The organism is Flagellimonas amphidinii (assembly GCF_013090115.1).
Lineage (GTDB): Bacteria > Bacteroidota > Bacteroidia > Flavobacteriales > Flavobacteriaceae > Flagellimonas > Flagellimonas amphidinii.
In genome coordinates this window covers 81,327-97,976 of the sequence record NZ_JABFNN010000026.1, presented here as the reverse complement: position 1 = coordinate 97,976, position 16,650 = coordinate 81,327, and the positions used below count along the sequence as shown (strand labels likewise).

At 40.8% G+C, this 16,650-nt stretch carries 10 protein-coding genes; 4 read left to right on the top strand and 6 right to left on the bottom strand.

Annotation, left to right across the window (positions count from 1 at the left end; translation table 11 throughout):
* Position 1: 1 nt before the first annotated feature.
* The gene (locus tag HJC33_RS04600; RefSeq protein ID WP_171657624.1) at positions 2-3,625 is read right to left on the bottom strand and encodes a SusC/RagA family TonB-linked outer membrane protein; all 3,624 of its coding nucleotides are present in this window, start codon (positions 3,623-3,625) and stop codon (positions 2-4) included.
* A gap of 35 nt (positions 3,626-3,660) precedes the next feature.
* Positions 3,661-4,812 (bottom strand): FecR family protein, encoded by a 1,152-nt coding sequence (locus HJC33_RS04595; RefSeq protein ID WP_171657623.1) that lies wholly within the window; start codon positions 4,810-4,812, stop codon positions 3,661-3,663.
* Positions 4,813-4,980: 168 nt separating this feature from the next.
* Here HJC33_RS04595 and HJC33_RS04590 point away from each other — a divergent pair, with 168 nt between their 5' ends.
* The 3 genes from HJC33_RS04590 to HJC33_RS04580 all read left to right on the top strand — a co-directional run bounded on the left by HJC33_RS04590 (position 4,981) and on the right by HJC33_RS04580 (position 8,142).
* On the top strand, positions 4,981-5,562 hold the full coding sequence (locus tag HJC33_RS04590; protein WP_171657622.1) for an RNA polymerase sigma factor: 582 nt from the start codon (positions 4,981-4,983) through the stop codon (positions 5,560-5,562).
* A gap of 134 nt (positions 5,563-5,696) precedes the next feature.
* On the top strand, positions 5,697-6,809 hold the full coding sequence (locus HJC33_RS04585; RefSeq protein WP_171657621.1) for a TlpA disulfide reductase family protein: 1,113 nt from the start codon (positions 5,697-5,699) through the stop codon (positions 6,807-6,809).
* Positions 6,810-7,011: 202 nt separating this feature from the next.
* Complete coding sequence (locus tag HJC33_RS04580; RefSeq protein ID WP_171657620.1) at positions 7,012-8,142, top strand: TlpA disulfide reductase family protein; 1,131 nt, start codon at positions 7,012-7,014, stop codon at positions 8,140-8,142.
* Positions 8,143-8,295: 153 nt separating this feature from the next.
* Here HJC33_RS04580 and HJC33_RS04575 read toward each other — a convergent pair whose 3' ends face one another.
* Genes HJC33_RS04575 through HJC33_RS04560 form a run of 4 tightly spaced genes read right to left on the bottom strand, consistent with a single transcriptional unit; the run spans position 8,296 to position 15,613 of the window.
* Positions 8,296-9,426, bottom strand: a complete 1,131-nt coding sequence (locus tag HJC33_RS04575) for a TlpA disulfide reductase family protein (RefSeq protein ID WP_171657619.1) — start codon at positions 9,424-9,426, stop codon at positions 8,296-8,298.
* A gap of 23 nt (positions 9,427-9,449) precedes the next feature.
* On the bottom strand, positions 9,450-12,386 hold the full coding sequence (locus tag HJC33_RS04570; protein ID WP_171657618.1) for a M16 family metallopeptidase: 2,937 nt from the start codon (positions 12,384-12,386) through the stop codon (positions 9,450-9,452).
* Between the two features lie 32 nt (positions 12,387-12,418).
* Complete coding sequence (locus HJC33_RS04565) at positions 12,419-14,455, bottom strand: protein-disulfide reductase DsbD family protein (RefSeq protein WP_246245489.1); 2,037 nt, start codon at positions 14,453-14,455, stop codon at positions 12,419-12,421.
* 24 nt (positions 14,456-14,479) lie between these two features.
* Positions 14,480-15,613: a FecR family protein gene (locus HJC33_RS04560; RefSeq protein ID WP_171657617.1), complete on the bottom strand. Its 1,134-nt coding sequence runs from the start codon at positions 15,611-15,613 to the stop codon at positions 14,480-14,482.
* Between the two features lie 598 nt (positions 15,614-16,211).
* Between HJC33_RS04560 and HJC33_RS04555 the strand changes: the two genes are divergently transcribed.
* The gene (locus HJC33_RS04555) at positions 16,212-16,646 is read left to right on the top strand and encodes a MarR family winged helix-turn-helix transcriptional regulator (RefSeq protein ID WP_171657616.1); all 435 of its coding nucleotides are present in this window, start codon (positions 16,212-16,214) and stop codon (positions 16,644-16,646) included.
* The last annotated feature ends 4 nt before the right edge of the window (positions 16,647-16,650 follow it).

The window sequence follows — 16,650 nt, the reverse complement described above, 5'->3', positions numbered from 1 at the left end:
TTTAAAAGGTAGTAGTGATACCAAAAGTGTAGTTGGTGTTTATGCTTAATAATTCATATTGTTCGTAGGGGTCAATATCCCACTTATTAAAGTTCCATGATTTTAGATTATTGATCTGAAAGGAGAATTTCAGGTTATCTAGTTTAAGGTTCTTTAAGATGTTCTCCCCCAAAGAATAACTAAGGATAATCTCTTGCAAGCGAATATTCGTGGCATTATCATATTGATTACTTGAAAATGCATATAATTGATAACCTGGCGAACTTTGCTCGGATGGTATTGCCAATGCAGGAATGTCTGTATTGTTTTCGTCACCTCTGGTCTGCCACCTGTTTTCAAAATCACGCATTACATTTTGAGTATCAGAAGAAGAAGGATCATAAATATAATTTCTCTGAAAAATATGTCCGCCTTGGAAAACAACCAATGTTCTTAGTCCCCAACCTTTATAATTGAGGTTGTTGATCCAGGATCCGAAAATAGGAGCTGTTGTAGTGCCTTCCTTTCTCAAGGCGGCCGTATCCGTGATATCGGTAGTATAGTCTATAATATTACCGGAAGCATCTAAATACTGAGGTTTTCCATCACGGTCTAAACCTGCATATTGCGCACTGTAATATGTGTTGAGCGGTTCATTTAAAACAGTGGTGCCAAATAATAGATTGTTGACCGTATTTGTCTCAACATCCAACTTGGTTATTTCGTTTTTGTTATAGCTGAAGTTAGCCGTTGTGTTGTAATTGAAATTGGGAGAGTTTACCACTCCAACATCCAATGTAACATCTATTCCTTGATTGGAAAGCGAACCTATATTTAACTGTTGTTCCCCTACACCTACAGTAGCATTGAGTTGTTGGGGAGATAATAAGTCAGTACTTAGGTTATCGTATACATCTACACTGGCATTAACAACACCATTCCACAGACCAACATCTAAACCAAAATTAAATGATCTTGTTTTTTCTAGGCGTAATTGAGGATTGGGTAAAGAAATGACAAAACCGGATTGATTGTTGTAGCGTGAATCGGCATAGCCCACCCCGGATTGTAAATACGGACTTGTCGACTGGTCTACATTACCATTGGTACCGTATGTTGCTCTCAGATTTAAATCTGTGATGTCTTCAGAATCCGCAAAGAAATCCCTTGCTACATTCCATTTTAAACCTACAGAAAATAATGGTCGGTTTCTAACCTCACTAGATACCCCAAAAAGATTGGTGTCATCTAAACGAATGCTACTACTAAGTGTATATATATTGTTTAAGGTGTAAGAGGCATTGGCATAATAGGAAAGAAATCTATTTTCATCAAAACGAAGGACATCATAGCTAGGTATAACAACCTGACTTTCATCGTTAATGGGAGATGTAGTTACACTATTTAAATAGCCAGCTTCGGGAAATGAAGAAGCTAATGTTTGGTCATTAAATCCGTAACGGCGGTAGCCATTGGATTCGTTGATTATCTTTCGTGCTTCATAACCAGCCAAAGCATTGACTTGATGTTTACCATCAGCAAAGCTTTTATTAAAATTTAATTGTGTTCTAAAGGTGTGTGCACTTAAGTCACTTTCTGTAAAATCGGCAATCCCTCCTTCCGGTAGGTGGTGAGTTACCGTACCATCACCCGCAATTTCAGTGAATATATTGTTATACATCCGTGCTATATACCTGTTTTCATTGAAGTAATTACGCATTTTGGTTTTTCCCCACTCGTACTGATATAGACCAGATAACGTTAAACTCTCAAAAAGGTCATATTCTAGAGCTAAACGAATACGAGACTCAAAGCTCTTACTGCGGTTGTCGTTATTGTCGAGCTCTTGTTTTATGTTGTAGGTAGATGAATATCTATGCCCCAAATTTTGCGCAGCTTCCGAAGCGTAAGCATCTGCACCACCACCTACAGCCATGGCTGTCAGGTTTCCGTTTTCATCTACTATGGGGTCGAACATTGAAACTTCAGTAAGTAAATTGGTATTACCAATAAAAAACTGTGTTTCCCTGGGATCCGTCGAGCTTAAATCATAGTTTGAATCATCAGGTTCTAGGCGTGTGTCGGTTATGTAAGTATTAATCGCCGTTTTTAATCGCAATTTTTTGGAAATGTCTAAATTATTGGCAATGTTGATGGTATATGCATCGCTGCCCGTACCCCTGATCCGCCCCTTACTGCTGTTGTATGCCAGGGATACACGATAATCGTTGGATTCGCCCCCTCCTGAAAAAGCCAGATTATATTGGTTGCTATATATGGGCTGATAAACATAACGGTTCAATTGACTCTCGGCGTTAAGATTTGATAGACGCTCTATAGCGGCATTGGCCTCTGTTTGGGTTATAAGCCCAAGGTCTTGCTTTTTTAGGATTTCGATAACAGGATTTTGTTTATAAAAATTACTGCTTGAAATTGATTCACCTTCTTGATAAATATTATAGCTTGAAGGAGCAAGTTGATATATAGACTTTAAATATTCAAGTTGCTGAGCTTTGGATGCAAGTACGTTTTTTAGTTTTGGAATCGGTGAAAAAGACGTATTCACAGAAGCTTCTATCATCATTTTCTTGTTTCGATTCCCTTTTTTGGACTCTATAACAATAACGCCATTAGCTGCTCTAATACCCCAAATAGATGCTGCAGCCGCATCTTTCAATACAGTAACTCTTTTTACATCATTAGGATTTATAGAACTTATACCGCCTTCTACCGGAAAGCCATCTACGACGATCAGGGGGCTTCTGTTCGCAGTGGAAATGGAATTGATACCACGGATAACAATGTCGCTATCCTCATTGATATCACCATCAAATAAAACACCATTGATCTCTCCATTGAGTTCCGATAAAATATTGTTGCTAATTTTACTGTCGAGGGTTACTTCCTTCATGTTGTCATAAGATCCCGTGGCACGCTCTTTGGAAATCTGCTCATAGCCAGAAGATACAACGTCTACCCCTTCCAAAAGAAAGGCGGTCTCCTCCATAACAAGATACAAGGGTTCAAAATTCTCGACGACATGTATGATGTCGGCATATCCCACGCTCGATATCATGAGCACATCGCCTATGGCCACCTGCGATAGCTCAAAGGAGCCATCTTCCAGAGCCCACGTGCCGTACTCCATGGTTTGGTTCCAAATGGTCGCACCGAGCATCGGAACTCCGTTTTCGTCCTTAATAATTCCTTTTAATGATTCCTCTTTTGACCGTGAAGGAACGGAGGCACCCTTTTTCTTAAGAATGACCTGTCCGTTCACAATGGAATATTCCAAATCGCTTCCGGAAATAAGCTGACGGACAATATCGTGTATACTTCCCTTTTTTACGCTGATGTTGACATTGCGATCTAGATTCAACGTTGCCGTATTGTACAAAAAGGTATACGGCGTTATGGCCTCGATTTCCTCCATGGCCTTTCGTACGGTAATCTGCTTAATGTCCAGGGAATACGTTTCGGTTTGCGCACATAGATTCGTAAGCCCCACAAAGAAAAGGAAAAAGGTTATGTACAAATATTTACCGAATTGCATCGAAGCTTTTTTCTTGACCGAAAGCATTTCTGACAGTTGTCTAAATTGGTCGGTGGTATTATAAATTAAAAGTGTTGGTTCAGTCTTGTTCATATAGTTGAGTTGAGTAGTTGGGTTCTTGACCCGTATTATTTAATAGTTATGGTATTGTCCGCACTTTGGACATACTCGAAATCGTAGCCCAATTCAATGAAATAGTCCAATATCTGCGTTATTGATTCATCCTTGAATTTTCCCGAAAAACGTTCGTTGCGTAATTCATCCTTCTTCAATAGTACGGTTACGTTATGTTTCCGCTCCAATTCCTTCAGAATATCCTCGAAACTGCTATCCACAAAGGTTAGGCGACCTTGTCGCCAGTCTGTATAATCTTTGGACAAGACCTTCTTTTTGGTAAGTTGTAGTTGCTGACCGTTCCACACCACCTGTTCATTGGGTTTTATGATTATGGCCTTTCCATCGTTAGCGGATTCATAAACCTTGACACTGCCTTGTTCCAAGGTCGTGACCACTTCGGTATGGTTATAGGCATCTACGTTGAATCGGGTTCCCAAGACCTCGACTACCACGTCTTGTGCATGTACTTTGAAGGGTCTGGTCTTGTCATGGGCCACCTCGAAAAAGGCTTCGCCATGTACGGTTACATTACGCTCATCGGCTTTACTGAATGAAGCCGGATATTCCATTGTGGTCGCCGCATTGAGCTTCACCGTTGTTTCATCTGAAAGCTTGACCGAAAACTGGCTTGCCGGGGGAACGGTAATCGTATGATTACCATTTGTTGCATTCAAATGGCCTGGTACATAATGAAACGTATTAGCGTCCATGTAGCCAATGGCCTTCTGCGCCCTGTTGCGAATGGTGTCTTGGTTTGATTCATATAAGGCAATGGTTTCCCCGTCTTCGAGCATAAGTTCCGCTAACAATTTTCCTGCTGGGGTTTCCAAAGCTGTATCCGTAATGGTAGTATATGACCTCGTCGCCATCCATATTCCCAGACCAACAACAAATACGGCTGCTATTCTGCTCAACGTACGCCAATTTACACGCAAGTGGCGAACAGGAGTTTCCATTTTCTTGGAGTGTTCTTCAAAAGAAGCTTCAGCATCCAATATCAATTTTTTGCTATCCTCAATGAAATTCTCCCCTACTATCTTCTTGAATATTTCCTCGTTGACAGGATCTTGGACAAGGGTTTCCAATTCCTTTATCTCTTGGATAGAAGCTTTGCCCGAAAGGTATTTTTCAATTAGAACGTTGAGTTGTTTTTTAGTTGCCATGATGCATTCTTTACACTTGTTACGATCAATTACTAAAAATCCCTTACATGAAACCTAAAAAAGATTGACGAAAACTCACGTTTTTTCAGTTTTCATTATAATTTCTACATTTGCACCTTGGCGAACACTTGAAATAACAATGGCCCTAGGCTAAAACCCTTGCATAAATTGAAGAAGGATAGAAACGATATTGTGTTGATCGAGAACCTTAAGACAGGTGATAGAAACGCATATCAATCTATCTATTTGATGTACTACGAGTCTCTTTTCAAGTATGTGTATCACTTATGTAACAATGAAGCACTGACCGAGGACCTTGTTCAAGACACCCTCATGACCCTTTGGGATAAAAGGAGGAAACTTGTCACCGGAAAGAGCTTAAAATCGTATCTCTATACCACCGCGAAAAACAAATTCATAGACCATTACCGTAAAAGAAAAAACAGAAGTGAGCTGTTGGAACAACTACGAATGGAACGGATTGTTGAACTTGAGTACGGAGAGACCAGTTTAGTGGAGGATCGCCTGAAGCTCTTACGTCAAAACATAGAGAAGCTACCCCCTCGGAAAAAGGAAATACTCCTGCTTTCCAAAATCGAAAGACTGAAACATAAGGAAATCGCGCAACTCTTGGACATTTCCGAACGCACGGTGGAAGCCCATATTAGGCAAGCCATGATCTACTTAAAGAAAACCATGGCAGCTTCTTCCATTATTGTACTTCTTGTGCTATTATCCTGGTTGAGCTAAATTCTACCTCAAGTTAAAATTTACCCAACGGGCAAAGGTTTCGTAGGCTTTCCTATTTTTTTATCCTATAAGTTACGTAGTTACCATAATTGAAACGTATGGTATATAGAACCCATGCAAATAACAGTCAATTTATGAAACAGTTAGCAATCAATACGTACCTTATTGTCCTTATGGCCATTTTTAGCGGATGGAGCACCCTTTTTGCGAATACTCCCATAAATGCGGCCTCTTTCACCGTAAACGGCTCGGTTTCTGGAGGCGAATCCGACACTTTTATAATAAATTATAGTAGTAACGGAAAATCCAGTAAGGGTACCGCAAAAATCGAAAAGGGCAAATTTACATGGCATTGCCCGGTAACGGACTACCCCATCATGGCGAGCATCATGGTCGACAACCATTATATAGACCTCCCCATCTTTATAGAAAACGGGGCGCTAAGCTTGAACATTACGCTTGATGGTGATAATATGCCACAAGTGCACGCTACGGGCACACCTACCAATGATGAGTATTACAAGAAATTCCTGCCCTTATTCCTTGATAAAAGACAGAAAAGTTTTGACATGATGTATTCGGGCACGATGACGCCGACCTTAGAAATAAAATTCAATGCCTTACGTGCTGAAATAGACCAAATACGAAAGAACTATATTCCAAAACATCCCAACTCGTTCATAGCAGCTTACGTATTGGCAGAAGAATATGTTTATGAATTTATGGCCGATAATTCACTCGTTTCCGTTTATGATGCCATGAACGGGGCCATCAAAAAAGCACCATGTGGTAAGGCAATCAAAAAACACGTAGATACCTATTTGAAATTTAAACCTGGAACAAAGGCGAAGAATATTTCTCAAAAGGATATGGAAGGGAAGCTACGAAATTTGGAAGACCTTAAAGGAAAATACGTATTGCTCGACTTTTGGGCCACCTGGTGCGGACCATGTATTGCAGATTTTCCAAAATTAAAATCGCTTTTAAAGAAATACAGGGAGAAAGGTTTTGAGGTGTATGGGGTTTCCATCGATAAAAACGAGGGAAAATGGAAGAAATTCGTAAAGAAATCAAAACTCACATGGACCAATGTTATCGATAATCCCGCTTCGGAAAAGTCGGCAAAAAAAATATATGAGGTAGATGCCGTACCGACAAAATACCTTATTGGCCCAGACGGAAAAATCATTTTGGTGCAACCCAAAACAAAGGATATTGCCGATTTTCTCAGTAAAAAATTTGATTAGCGATTTTAGTAGATAAACTCATATAGAGGTTTCGGTAAATTGAAAAAGTCTAAAAGAATTCTGTTCGCTGTATTCGAATATTTACAGCGAACAGTTTTTTTTAGAATCCTTGAACTTATATCAACCATTCCGCTGTTTCCTAAGAAACTGCTTTTGCTAAAACATATAAATCACCCTTAAAACAAACCACAATCCCTTTACTATGGAAAAAACCTTACGAAATGGTATTTTTTTAATACTCGGCGCGGTGCTGTTATGCGCTTGCGGTAACAAGGCCAAAAAGACAAGCCAAGACCTAGAACAATGTACTTGGCAAGGCCAAGTGAACGGAACCGATGCCGATATGCTTTATCTGAACTATATGTTGGATGGTGAAAATTTACAGGACTCTGTGAAAATCACAAACGGACAATTCCATTACGCTGGAGGTTCCATTGCTCATCCTGTATATGCCGAAATAACTGTAGGTGAGCATTATTTTTGGGATTATCCCGTTTTTCTGGAAAATGGCACTTTAAAGTTGACCATTGACATTGCCGAAATCGAAAGCGATTCAAAGTTAACAGCTACGGGAACACCGACCAACGATGAATACTACGGGAAATTCGTTCCCTTGTATATAGAAATAAGAAAAGAGTGGCTTGCCGTTTCCGAAGCATATGAGATCGCTGCGGAAACAGGGGGAGATACTATAACCCTACAAAGACAAAACGATGAATTGGTTCACAAATTGGTCGATATTCAAAAGAAATATGTGCAGAACAATCCAGATTCCTATGTGGCCGCGCAATATGTTTTCGACAACTTCTCTCTTTTTCAACATGATGGCTCCCTGTTGGATGTTTATGAAAATCTCAGTGATCGCATAAAGCAGACGCCCATTGGTATACAAATTGAAAAGGTGGTCAACATATTCAATAAAACCAAACCTGGCCATATGGCCATCGATATCGATTTGCCCAATATGGAAGGAAACCCTATAGCCCTATCCTCTTTAAGGGGAAATTACGTATTGCTGGATTTTTGGGCCACATGGTGCGGCCCCTGCGTTGGTGAATTCCCAAAACTGCGGAAATTGCGTGAGAAATATCATGAAAAAGGATTCGAAATCTACGGGGTCTCCCTTGATTATAGTGAAAAACTATGGTCTGATTATCTGAAAAAAAATGGTTCTTTTTGGATCAATGTTCTAGATCTTGATGAAGAAGCGGTTAATGCTTATGGTATAGATGCTATTCCAGTAAAACACTTAATCGACCCAGAAGGCAAAATCGTCCTATCCTTCACAAAAACGGAAGAAATAACGGCATACTTAGAGGAGCATTTGAAGTGATTTAGGTGCTAATTCAACTTGCAAAACCAAGTTTGTAAACTTCATGGAATTTTAAAAAACAAAGCCCAAGGGTTACATATGCAACCCTTGGGCTTTTATAAATAGCTAACTCAAAAAAACTAATAGTTTACATTAAAAGCATAGACTTATGACTTAAAATAATTCTCCAACTGCTTCCAATAATTCTTCTCCGCGCATGTTTTTACCAATGATCTTACCTTCCTTATCCAACAGAAAGTTCATCGGAATACCTTTAACACCATAAATATTGGCTGCTTCGCTATTGTTGGTAAGGTCGGAAACATGTATCCAGGGTAAACCATCTTCATCGATGGCTTTTAGCCAAGCCTCTTTGTTTACGTCCAAGGAAATCGCATAGATTTCAAAACCCTTGTCCTTGTATTTTTTATACGCCTTTTTCACCCAAGGGTTTTCAGCACGACAGGGCCCACACCAACTTGCCCAGAAATCCAAAAACACATACTTACCCCTTAAGCTTGATAGGGTCACGGGATTGCCCTCAGTATTGTTGATGGTAAGGTCCGTTGCCATAACCCCGGGTGAAGTTCTCTTTGCGATTTCTATTGCTTTCATTAGTTTTTCACCTAGTGCGGAAGATTTTATGTTATCGCCCAAAGCATTGTAAACAGGCAATATTTCATCAAGGTTCGGACTGTATCCAAACTTATCGAAAACAGCATTTGCCGCTATGAACGAGTTTGGGTGGTCTTTTATATACTGATTGGTTGCACTATCAGCCTGAATGGACAATGCTTCCATTTGGGCCTCGAGGGCCTTGATTTCGGCCTCGTCTTCCAGCGTCTCATAAGTCTCGTACAATGCCTCCATTTTTGAGGCATAAGGAGTTTCGGTGATTTTTATGAATTCGGCAAATTCCTTGTTGGTGGCCGAACCTTCAAAAACGAAAGCCTCCATTGCAGTGGTGTCTATTTTTACCGTGATGTCCGAATTTTCCACAAAGAATGCTTCCATGTAAGTTTCGGAATCCGTAAACCCTAAAAAGGCCATATGTGGAAACTCCGTTGCACCTTTAAAGGAAAACTTGCCATCGACCACTGGAATGGAGTCAATGCCCCGTCCTTCTTTGTTTTCGTATTCCAGAAACAGCATGGCGCTGTCCACATTTTTAATGGTTCCGCTTAAGACAAATCCGTCTTGGGCCATTGTTTCGTTCTTCGCTGTTTTCTTTTCCTTGTCCTTGCAAGAAGTTATCGCCAAAACCAATGTGGTGGCAAGTAAATACGTTAAAAATGGTTTTCTCATGATTTATTTATTGTTTTTGTGTATTAGTATCCGAATATTTCCTCTAGGTTCACTTCCTTTACCTCGCCATATTGTTTTAAGGTGTTTAAGTCTATGTTGTTTTTCGACCCTACGATCACATAGGTAAAGGGTTTGTCTTTATACTGTTCTTGATAATAGGCCTTCATTGCATTAAAATCAATTTTATCGTATTTCTCGTAATTCAACTTTCGGAGATTCACCTCAATTCCCTTTTTTCGGTTCTGTAGGTAGTTGTCCATGTATTCACTTCTTGCAATCCTGCTGGTTTCCGTATCATTTTTAAGCCCCTCCTTGGCAATATCAAATTGCATTTTGGATTCGGGCAGGTCCACATACAGACCGTTCATAGTGGTGATGGCCTCATGAATTTTATCGGCCTGTGTACCCACATAGGAGACTACCACCAGATTTCTATCTTTTTCACTTGGCGTGCTCACGATACTATAAGTGGAGTATGCCAAGGCCTTGGCCTCTCTGATGGTACTAAATACGATTGAACCCATACCCATACCGAAATAGGCATTGGTCAAGTTTGTAATAGCCTCGTTTTCCACATCGTATTTGCCGGAATTACGAAGCCAATACACATCGGCCTGCGGGGCATCATAATCGGCAAATAAGATTTCCGTTGTTGTGGTCTGCTTTTGTTCAAAGTCAACCAGTTGTGGTTTTGCAGGGGTCCAAGTTTTGGGAAGCTTGTGCAAAGGACCGAGTTTCTGCTTGACCTCGGTGATGCTAGCAGGGCCATAATAGGTTATCTGGTGTTCATAATTTCCAAGGGTATGTAGCCTATCGACCAGTTCATCGGCTTTTAAGCCCATTATTTCAGCGTCGCTAAATACATAGTTAAAAGGGTTTTTAGGACCGTATAGCGCATAGGTATTAAGCCCGGAAACAATTTCATCCTTATCCAATTTGGCATCCGCCCGGTACGACAGGTACATTTCCTTCAACCCTTCTAAAACCTGTTCGTCTGGTTCACACTCTGCGATTACCTTTTCGAAAAGTGCCACTGCAGCTTCAAAATTCTCATGAAGCCCCGATATGATGACGTTTGTTTCCTTTTGATTTACTGAAACGGAAAAATCACAGGCCAACTTATAAAACTCTTGATTAATAGCTTCGGCGGACATATCCTTGGTTCCTAAAAAGGAAATGTAATCAGAGGCTGCCTCTAGCTTTTTATCGGAATATTTTCCAAAGGGGAACTTATAGGTCAATGTGAACAATGAATTGTCCTTATTCTGAACATATAACATATCCGCCGCACCTAATTTTTCCTTGGTAATTGCCGTTTGATAGTCTACCCAAACTGGTTGTAAAGGGGTAAAGCTCTCTTTCATTATATCTGCTACAAATTCCGAAGTCTTATCAGCATTCATCTCAACAGGGGTAATGGGCGGCTTAACCATTTCAGGTATATCTTTATCCTCTCCTTGCCGTTTGTATATCAAGGCGTAATTGGTGTCTGTAAAGAAGCGATTGGCAAAGGCGACCAGTTCCTCCTTGGTAATGGCAGCCATATCATCAAGCTTGCGAAGATCCATATCCCATTTTTTACCTTCATGTTTGATAAAGGCATCGGTCAAAAAGGAGATTTTGTTATTGGAAATCAAATATTCTTCACGCAATAGTTTCTTGTTGGCGACAATGGCTTTGATCAACGAGGCATCAAAATCACCATTTTTAAGCAGTCCAATTTGTGCCAATAACAACTCCTTTACCTCATCCAAGGTCTGCCCTTCTTCTGGGCTTCCACTTACAACGAACACCCCATAATCCTTATAGGGGTTAAATCTTGTCGAGGCCATTTGAAGTTGCTGCTCCATCATTAGGTTGATGTCCATAAGACCGGCAGTCTCGTTGGAGAGGACCAAAGCAGCCAATTCGGCCAGCAGGGCATCTTTGGTATTGGCTCCGCCCCCTCTATAGAATAGGCTTATGCTCTCTGGGTTCGGTGAAAACACCTCGCGGACGATAGGGCCATTAATCGGTTGTTCTTTGGGACCGTTATATTCCTTTTTTTCCTTGGGCTGCATATAGGCAAAGGCCTTATCGATCTTTTTGATAAGGACGTTGGAATCAAAATCCCCGACCATGACGACCCCCATATTGTTCGGGATATAATTTTCATTATAAAATTTTTGTATCGCCTTTAATGAAGGGTTTCTGAGGTGCTCAATGGTGCCAAGAGTCGTCTGTTGGCCGTAATTGTGGGTCGGAAAAATGGCATCCATGGCCGATTCCCTAATAATATCGAAATCATTGGCATAGGTTTGATTCTTTTCTTCGTAAACAGCTTCCAATTCAGTGTGGAACAACCGTAATACGGGGCTTCTAAAACGCTCTGCCTGTATGGTCAAAAAAGCATCTACGGTATTGTTGGGTATTTCTTCTTTATAAACGGTTTCTTCCAACCATGTCCAGGCATTGGTGCCCTGAGAGCCCACAAAGCCCATCAATTTATCATACTCACCGGCAATGGAGTATTTAGAGGCTTCCCCTGAAACCGCATCAATCTCCTTATAAATAGCGGCACGTTCCGCCTTATCCGTGGTGTGATTGTATCTTTCATACAAGGTCGTGATCTTTTCGATCAGGGGGGCTTCCTTTTCCCAATCGTAACTTCCCATTTTTGGGGTTCCCTTAAAGAGCATATGCTCTAAATAATGGGCTAGCCCAGTGTGATTTGCGGGGTCATTATTGCTGCCCGAGCGCACCGGAATGTTCACCGAAATACGCGGTTCCTTATCATTTTCGGCCAAGATAACCGTCAATCCGTTATCAAGGGTATAAAACCGGGCCTTTATAGGATCATTGGTCACATAATCATAGGTGTATCCATCCTCGGTGGCCGTTTTCCATTCGTACTTGTCCTGTGCGGTTACCCGAAGAACCGAAGTCCATATTAAACATAGAATTAAAAGTCTTCTTTTCATTATCGTAAATAGCGTTTTTGATTATACTTACTTTATTGGTTTTTAGCGTTCCGAATTCCTTTCTCGAGCCAATTGCCATAAGCATCGATATCCGGGGTATAGCCTACGGGCTGGTTGAGCAGTTCCATGGTTTCTGGATCTACCAGTACATAATAGGGCTGTGAATTCGTTTTGAAAAATTGGGTCTGAAAATGGGCCCATTTATGGCCATAGTTCTTAAGGGTGCGTGTGCCGCCATTGGCCAAACCAACTTGTATACGTTCGGAATCCTCTAGCTCCTTTTTGTCATCGACATAAAGTGAAACCAACACGTAATTATCCCTAATAAGGGCATCGATGGCTGGATCTGACCATACATGCTCCTCCATTTTTCGACAATTCACACAGGCATAGCCCGTGAAATCGAGCAAAATGGGTTTGTTCACCTTTTTGGCATGTTCCCAACCTGTTTTGAGGTCTTTGTAACAATTCAGATCGTTCGGGCAATTGTTGGGCCTTAGAAAGCTATAACCAACCGGTGGTGCCAAACCACTTAACAACTTAAGGGGAGTGAACATCTTGGTTTCCTGATTTACCCGAAAACCGGTAGCCAGGTATAGGGCAAAGGCGCCCGCAAGGATCCCTCCACCAATTCTAAATACGGATCTTTTCTTTAAAGGGGAATCATGTGGAAATTTCACCCAACCAAAGAGATAAAGCGCTAATCCAATGAATATGATAATCCAAATAATCAAGAAAGGCTCAATTTTCAAGATCCCCCAATGTTGTACCAAGTCGGCATTCGATAAGAATTTAAATGCCAAGGCCAATTCCAAAAACCCAAGAATAACCTTGGTCGTATTTAGCCAACCTCCTGATTTGGGCAGGGCCTTCATCATATTTGGAAACATGGCAAACAGGGCAAAAGGCAGTCCTAATGCAACGCCAAAGCCACCCATACCTGCCGTAAGCTGCCACGCCCCACCACTAGCAGAAAGTGAACCTGCCAGTAATGACCCAAGAATGGGGCCTGTACAAGAGAACGAGACAAGGGCTAGGGTAAGGGCCATAAAGAAGATGCCCAATACCCCTCCAATACCTTCGCTTTGGGTGGATTTGGATGTCCAACTCGAAGGCAACGTCAATTCATAATAGCCAAAAAAGGAAAAAGCAAAGAACAGAAAGATGATAAAAAAGGCAAGGTTCAACCATACGTTGGTCGATATTTCGTTAAGGATATCAGGGTTGACCGAGTCCAATAAGTGAAAGGGAATACTTAATAACAGATAGACGGCCAGAATAAAAAGGCCATACAATAACGCCTTGAAAATTCCCGATTTGCTATTTGATTCCGCTCCTGATTTGGTAAAGAAACTAACCGTTAGCGGAATCATAGGAAAAACACAAGGGGTCAATAATGCCAAAAGCCCCCCTAAGAAACCAAGGCCAAAAATGCCCCAGAGTGATTTGTTGTCGGATACCTCGGCACTGGCCGTATGGGTATTTTCGGTGCCAGCACCCGAATACTCTTTAACATCACCACTATCCATACCATATAGGGTACGGTTCACATGGGCATTATCGATAGCCGCCCCTTCGGATGTTTTCGTTTCCGGTACGGCCTCCTCGCCAAAGCTAAAGTGCAGTTCTTTTTCCGTTGGCGGCAAACATCGCCGATCGTCGCAAACCATATACTCCACGATGCCCTCTATCGATTTAAACCCATCCGAAACACGAACACGTTGTTTAAACGTAGCGCTCTTTTCGAAAAAGGTAATACGCATATTGAAAATAGGGTCGTTCACCGTTTTTCCCTTGGATTCATTGGTTGTGCCTACCAAAGAATACGTTGTATTCTCGATATAGGAGAAAGCAGTTGCAATCGGCCCACCTTCAGGAACTTGCTGTGAATACAAATGCCAGCCGTGATCTATATTGGCCGTAACGGTCAGCTCATATTCCGAGTCCGAAATTTTCTGCACCGATGTTTTCCAGCTTACTGGATCCAGTATTTGCCCGTTCATTACATATTGAAGTCCGAGAATAAAAATCAAGGACAGCATCATCTTTTTTGCCATGTTCATCTTCATTATAAAATTCACTTTTTGAGTTTATTATTTAATGTAAATACCATTTTCTGTTACTTCATAAGCAAAACCTGCCTCAGCCTGAAACGCCCTTATGGCCTGATCAATGGTCTGTGTTTGGAATTTTGCGGTATATAATCGTTTTCCCAGTTCTTGGTTCGCGTTGAAAATGCGCACCCCATATTTACGTTCAAAGGTTTTTAAAATGGAAGCAAAAGGAACATTGTCAAAAACAAGCTCACCTTTGCGCCAAGCAGTATGCATATCGACATCGACCTCTTTTTTTTGAAAACTTTGAGTAGCATTATCAAGGGATACCATCTGATTGGGCTTTAGAAGAATTGCCGCTCCATTATGGCCGGATTTAACCGTAACCGCCCCTTCGACCAAAACAGTCTTGGCGACATCATCAGGATACGCACTGATGTTAAAATGGGTTCCCAACACCTCAACATCCATGGTCTTGGTATGCACGGTAAAAGGAATGAGTTTGTTTTTGGCCACTTCAAAATAGGCTCGACCCTCTAAATCGATATGGCGCCCAGTAACCCCATCGCCATTTAGGGGGTATTTTAAAGTAGTGCCCGAATCACAAAATACCTTGGTGCCGTCGGATAGGGTTACGGTAAAGGTCTTGCCATACGGAACCGTTAAGGTATGGTAACCCAGTTGATGCGGTTTCCCAAAATCGGGCTTGTGCATACTACCTATACTTTGTTTGTAATAGGTTAATTCATCTAGATTGCCCGTTGCAACGGCCTTGCCATTGGAATCATAAATGGTATTGGGTTCAGGTGTAAGTACTGCCGACCCCTTGTCCTCCATGGTCAATACGATACGGTTGGTGTAGGTTTGTATTTTTTTGTGAAACAGTCTGGTTTTGAAAAGAAACGCCCCGCCGATCACAAGAACAAAAATAGCGGCATAATACATCAGTTTACGCTGTGTAAAGACCTTGACCGGGGTTTTGTTCGGCAAGCGTTTCAATATGACATCAAATGCCGGATCGGAGTCCTTAGTGTCGAATATGGACAGGTCCTCAAGGAGTTTTTCTTCCTTCCACTGTGCCACTAGGTCGTCCAAGGCCTCATCATCAGTGCCTGTTTTTTTTGGATTATCGGAAAACCATTTTTTAATAAAATCATTTGATGGTCCTTCCATCTCAAATCAAATTTTAGATGTTTCTCTCCATAAGACAACCTAAAACCAAAAAGGTACTATGAAGCAGGGTACTTTTTTTAGCAGTATGTGCAAGTTCGGTGAACCCATTGCAGGTGGAGTGTTTGTTCTCGATAAGAACACCCTTGATATAATTTTAAATGAGTTCGATTGAATATATAAAAAAATGAAAAGAACTGACAATCAGTAAGTTGAAAGTTTTTTTGATACCACCCATTTAGTGGTTTGTCGGGATGACTGAACCCCTAAATGTTATTTTAAGTAGTTGAATTCCAGTATTTTAAACACTGTTGGTTTTGATATGCTCCCGATAAGAACACAATATGTAAAGAGCAACTTTTTGAAGCAAAAGCTATTAATTTTTACAAAGCTACAAATAGTTTTCAAACTTAATCTGCCGGTATTTATAAAATTCAATATAGCAAAAGGAACTACAAATCATTTTTAACTTAACGTGTTCTATATAGCTATTATATCCCCTTCTTATTTTTAAGTCTAATTTATAATTATCCAATAATAAAATAAGCAATTAAATATTTTATTTGATATAACAACTATATTTACATCAAATAATATAAAAATGAATGGATTGCCAACTCGAACCGTTTTTTATACAATTGAACGAGCCATTAAGGAATATCGAAGGTTTGCCCAAAAAAAGATTCATAAACTGGATAATGAGATTACGGTAGACCATGCCCTTATCCTTTTCTTTATAGCGGACAAACCTGATTTGTCACAATCCGATATCGGAGAACTGATTTTTAAGGACAATGCTTCCGTGACCCGAATGATTGAACTTATGATAAAAAATGGGTTTCTCAAAAGAGCCATACATGAACAGGACCGAAGAAAGTTCAAAATAACCCTGACCCAGAAAGGACTGAAAGTCAAAGATGACCTACAAAAGATAGTTCAACAGAATCGCGCATATGCCTTAGAAGGAATCTCACGAGCAGAATTGGATCAAATGAACCACACCCTGAACAAAATCATTAAAAATTGCACAACGTAACCAA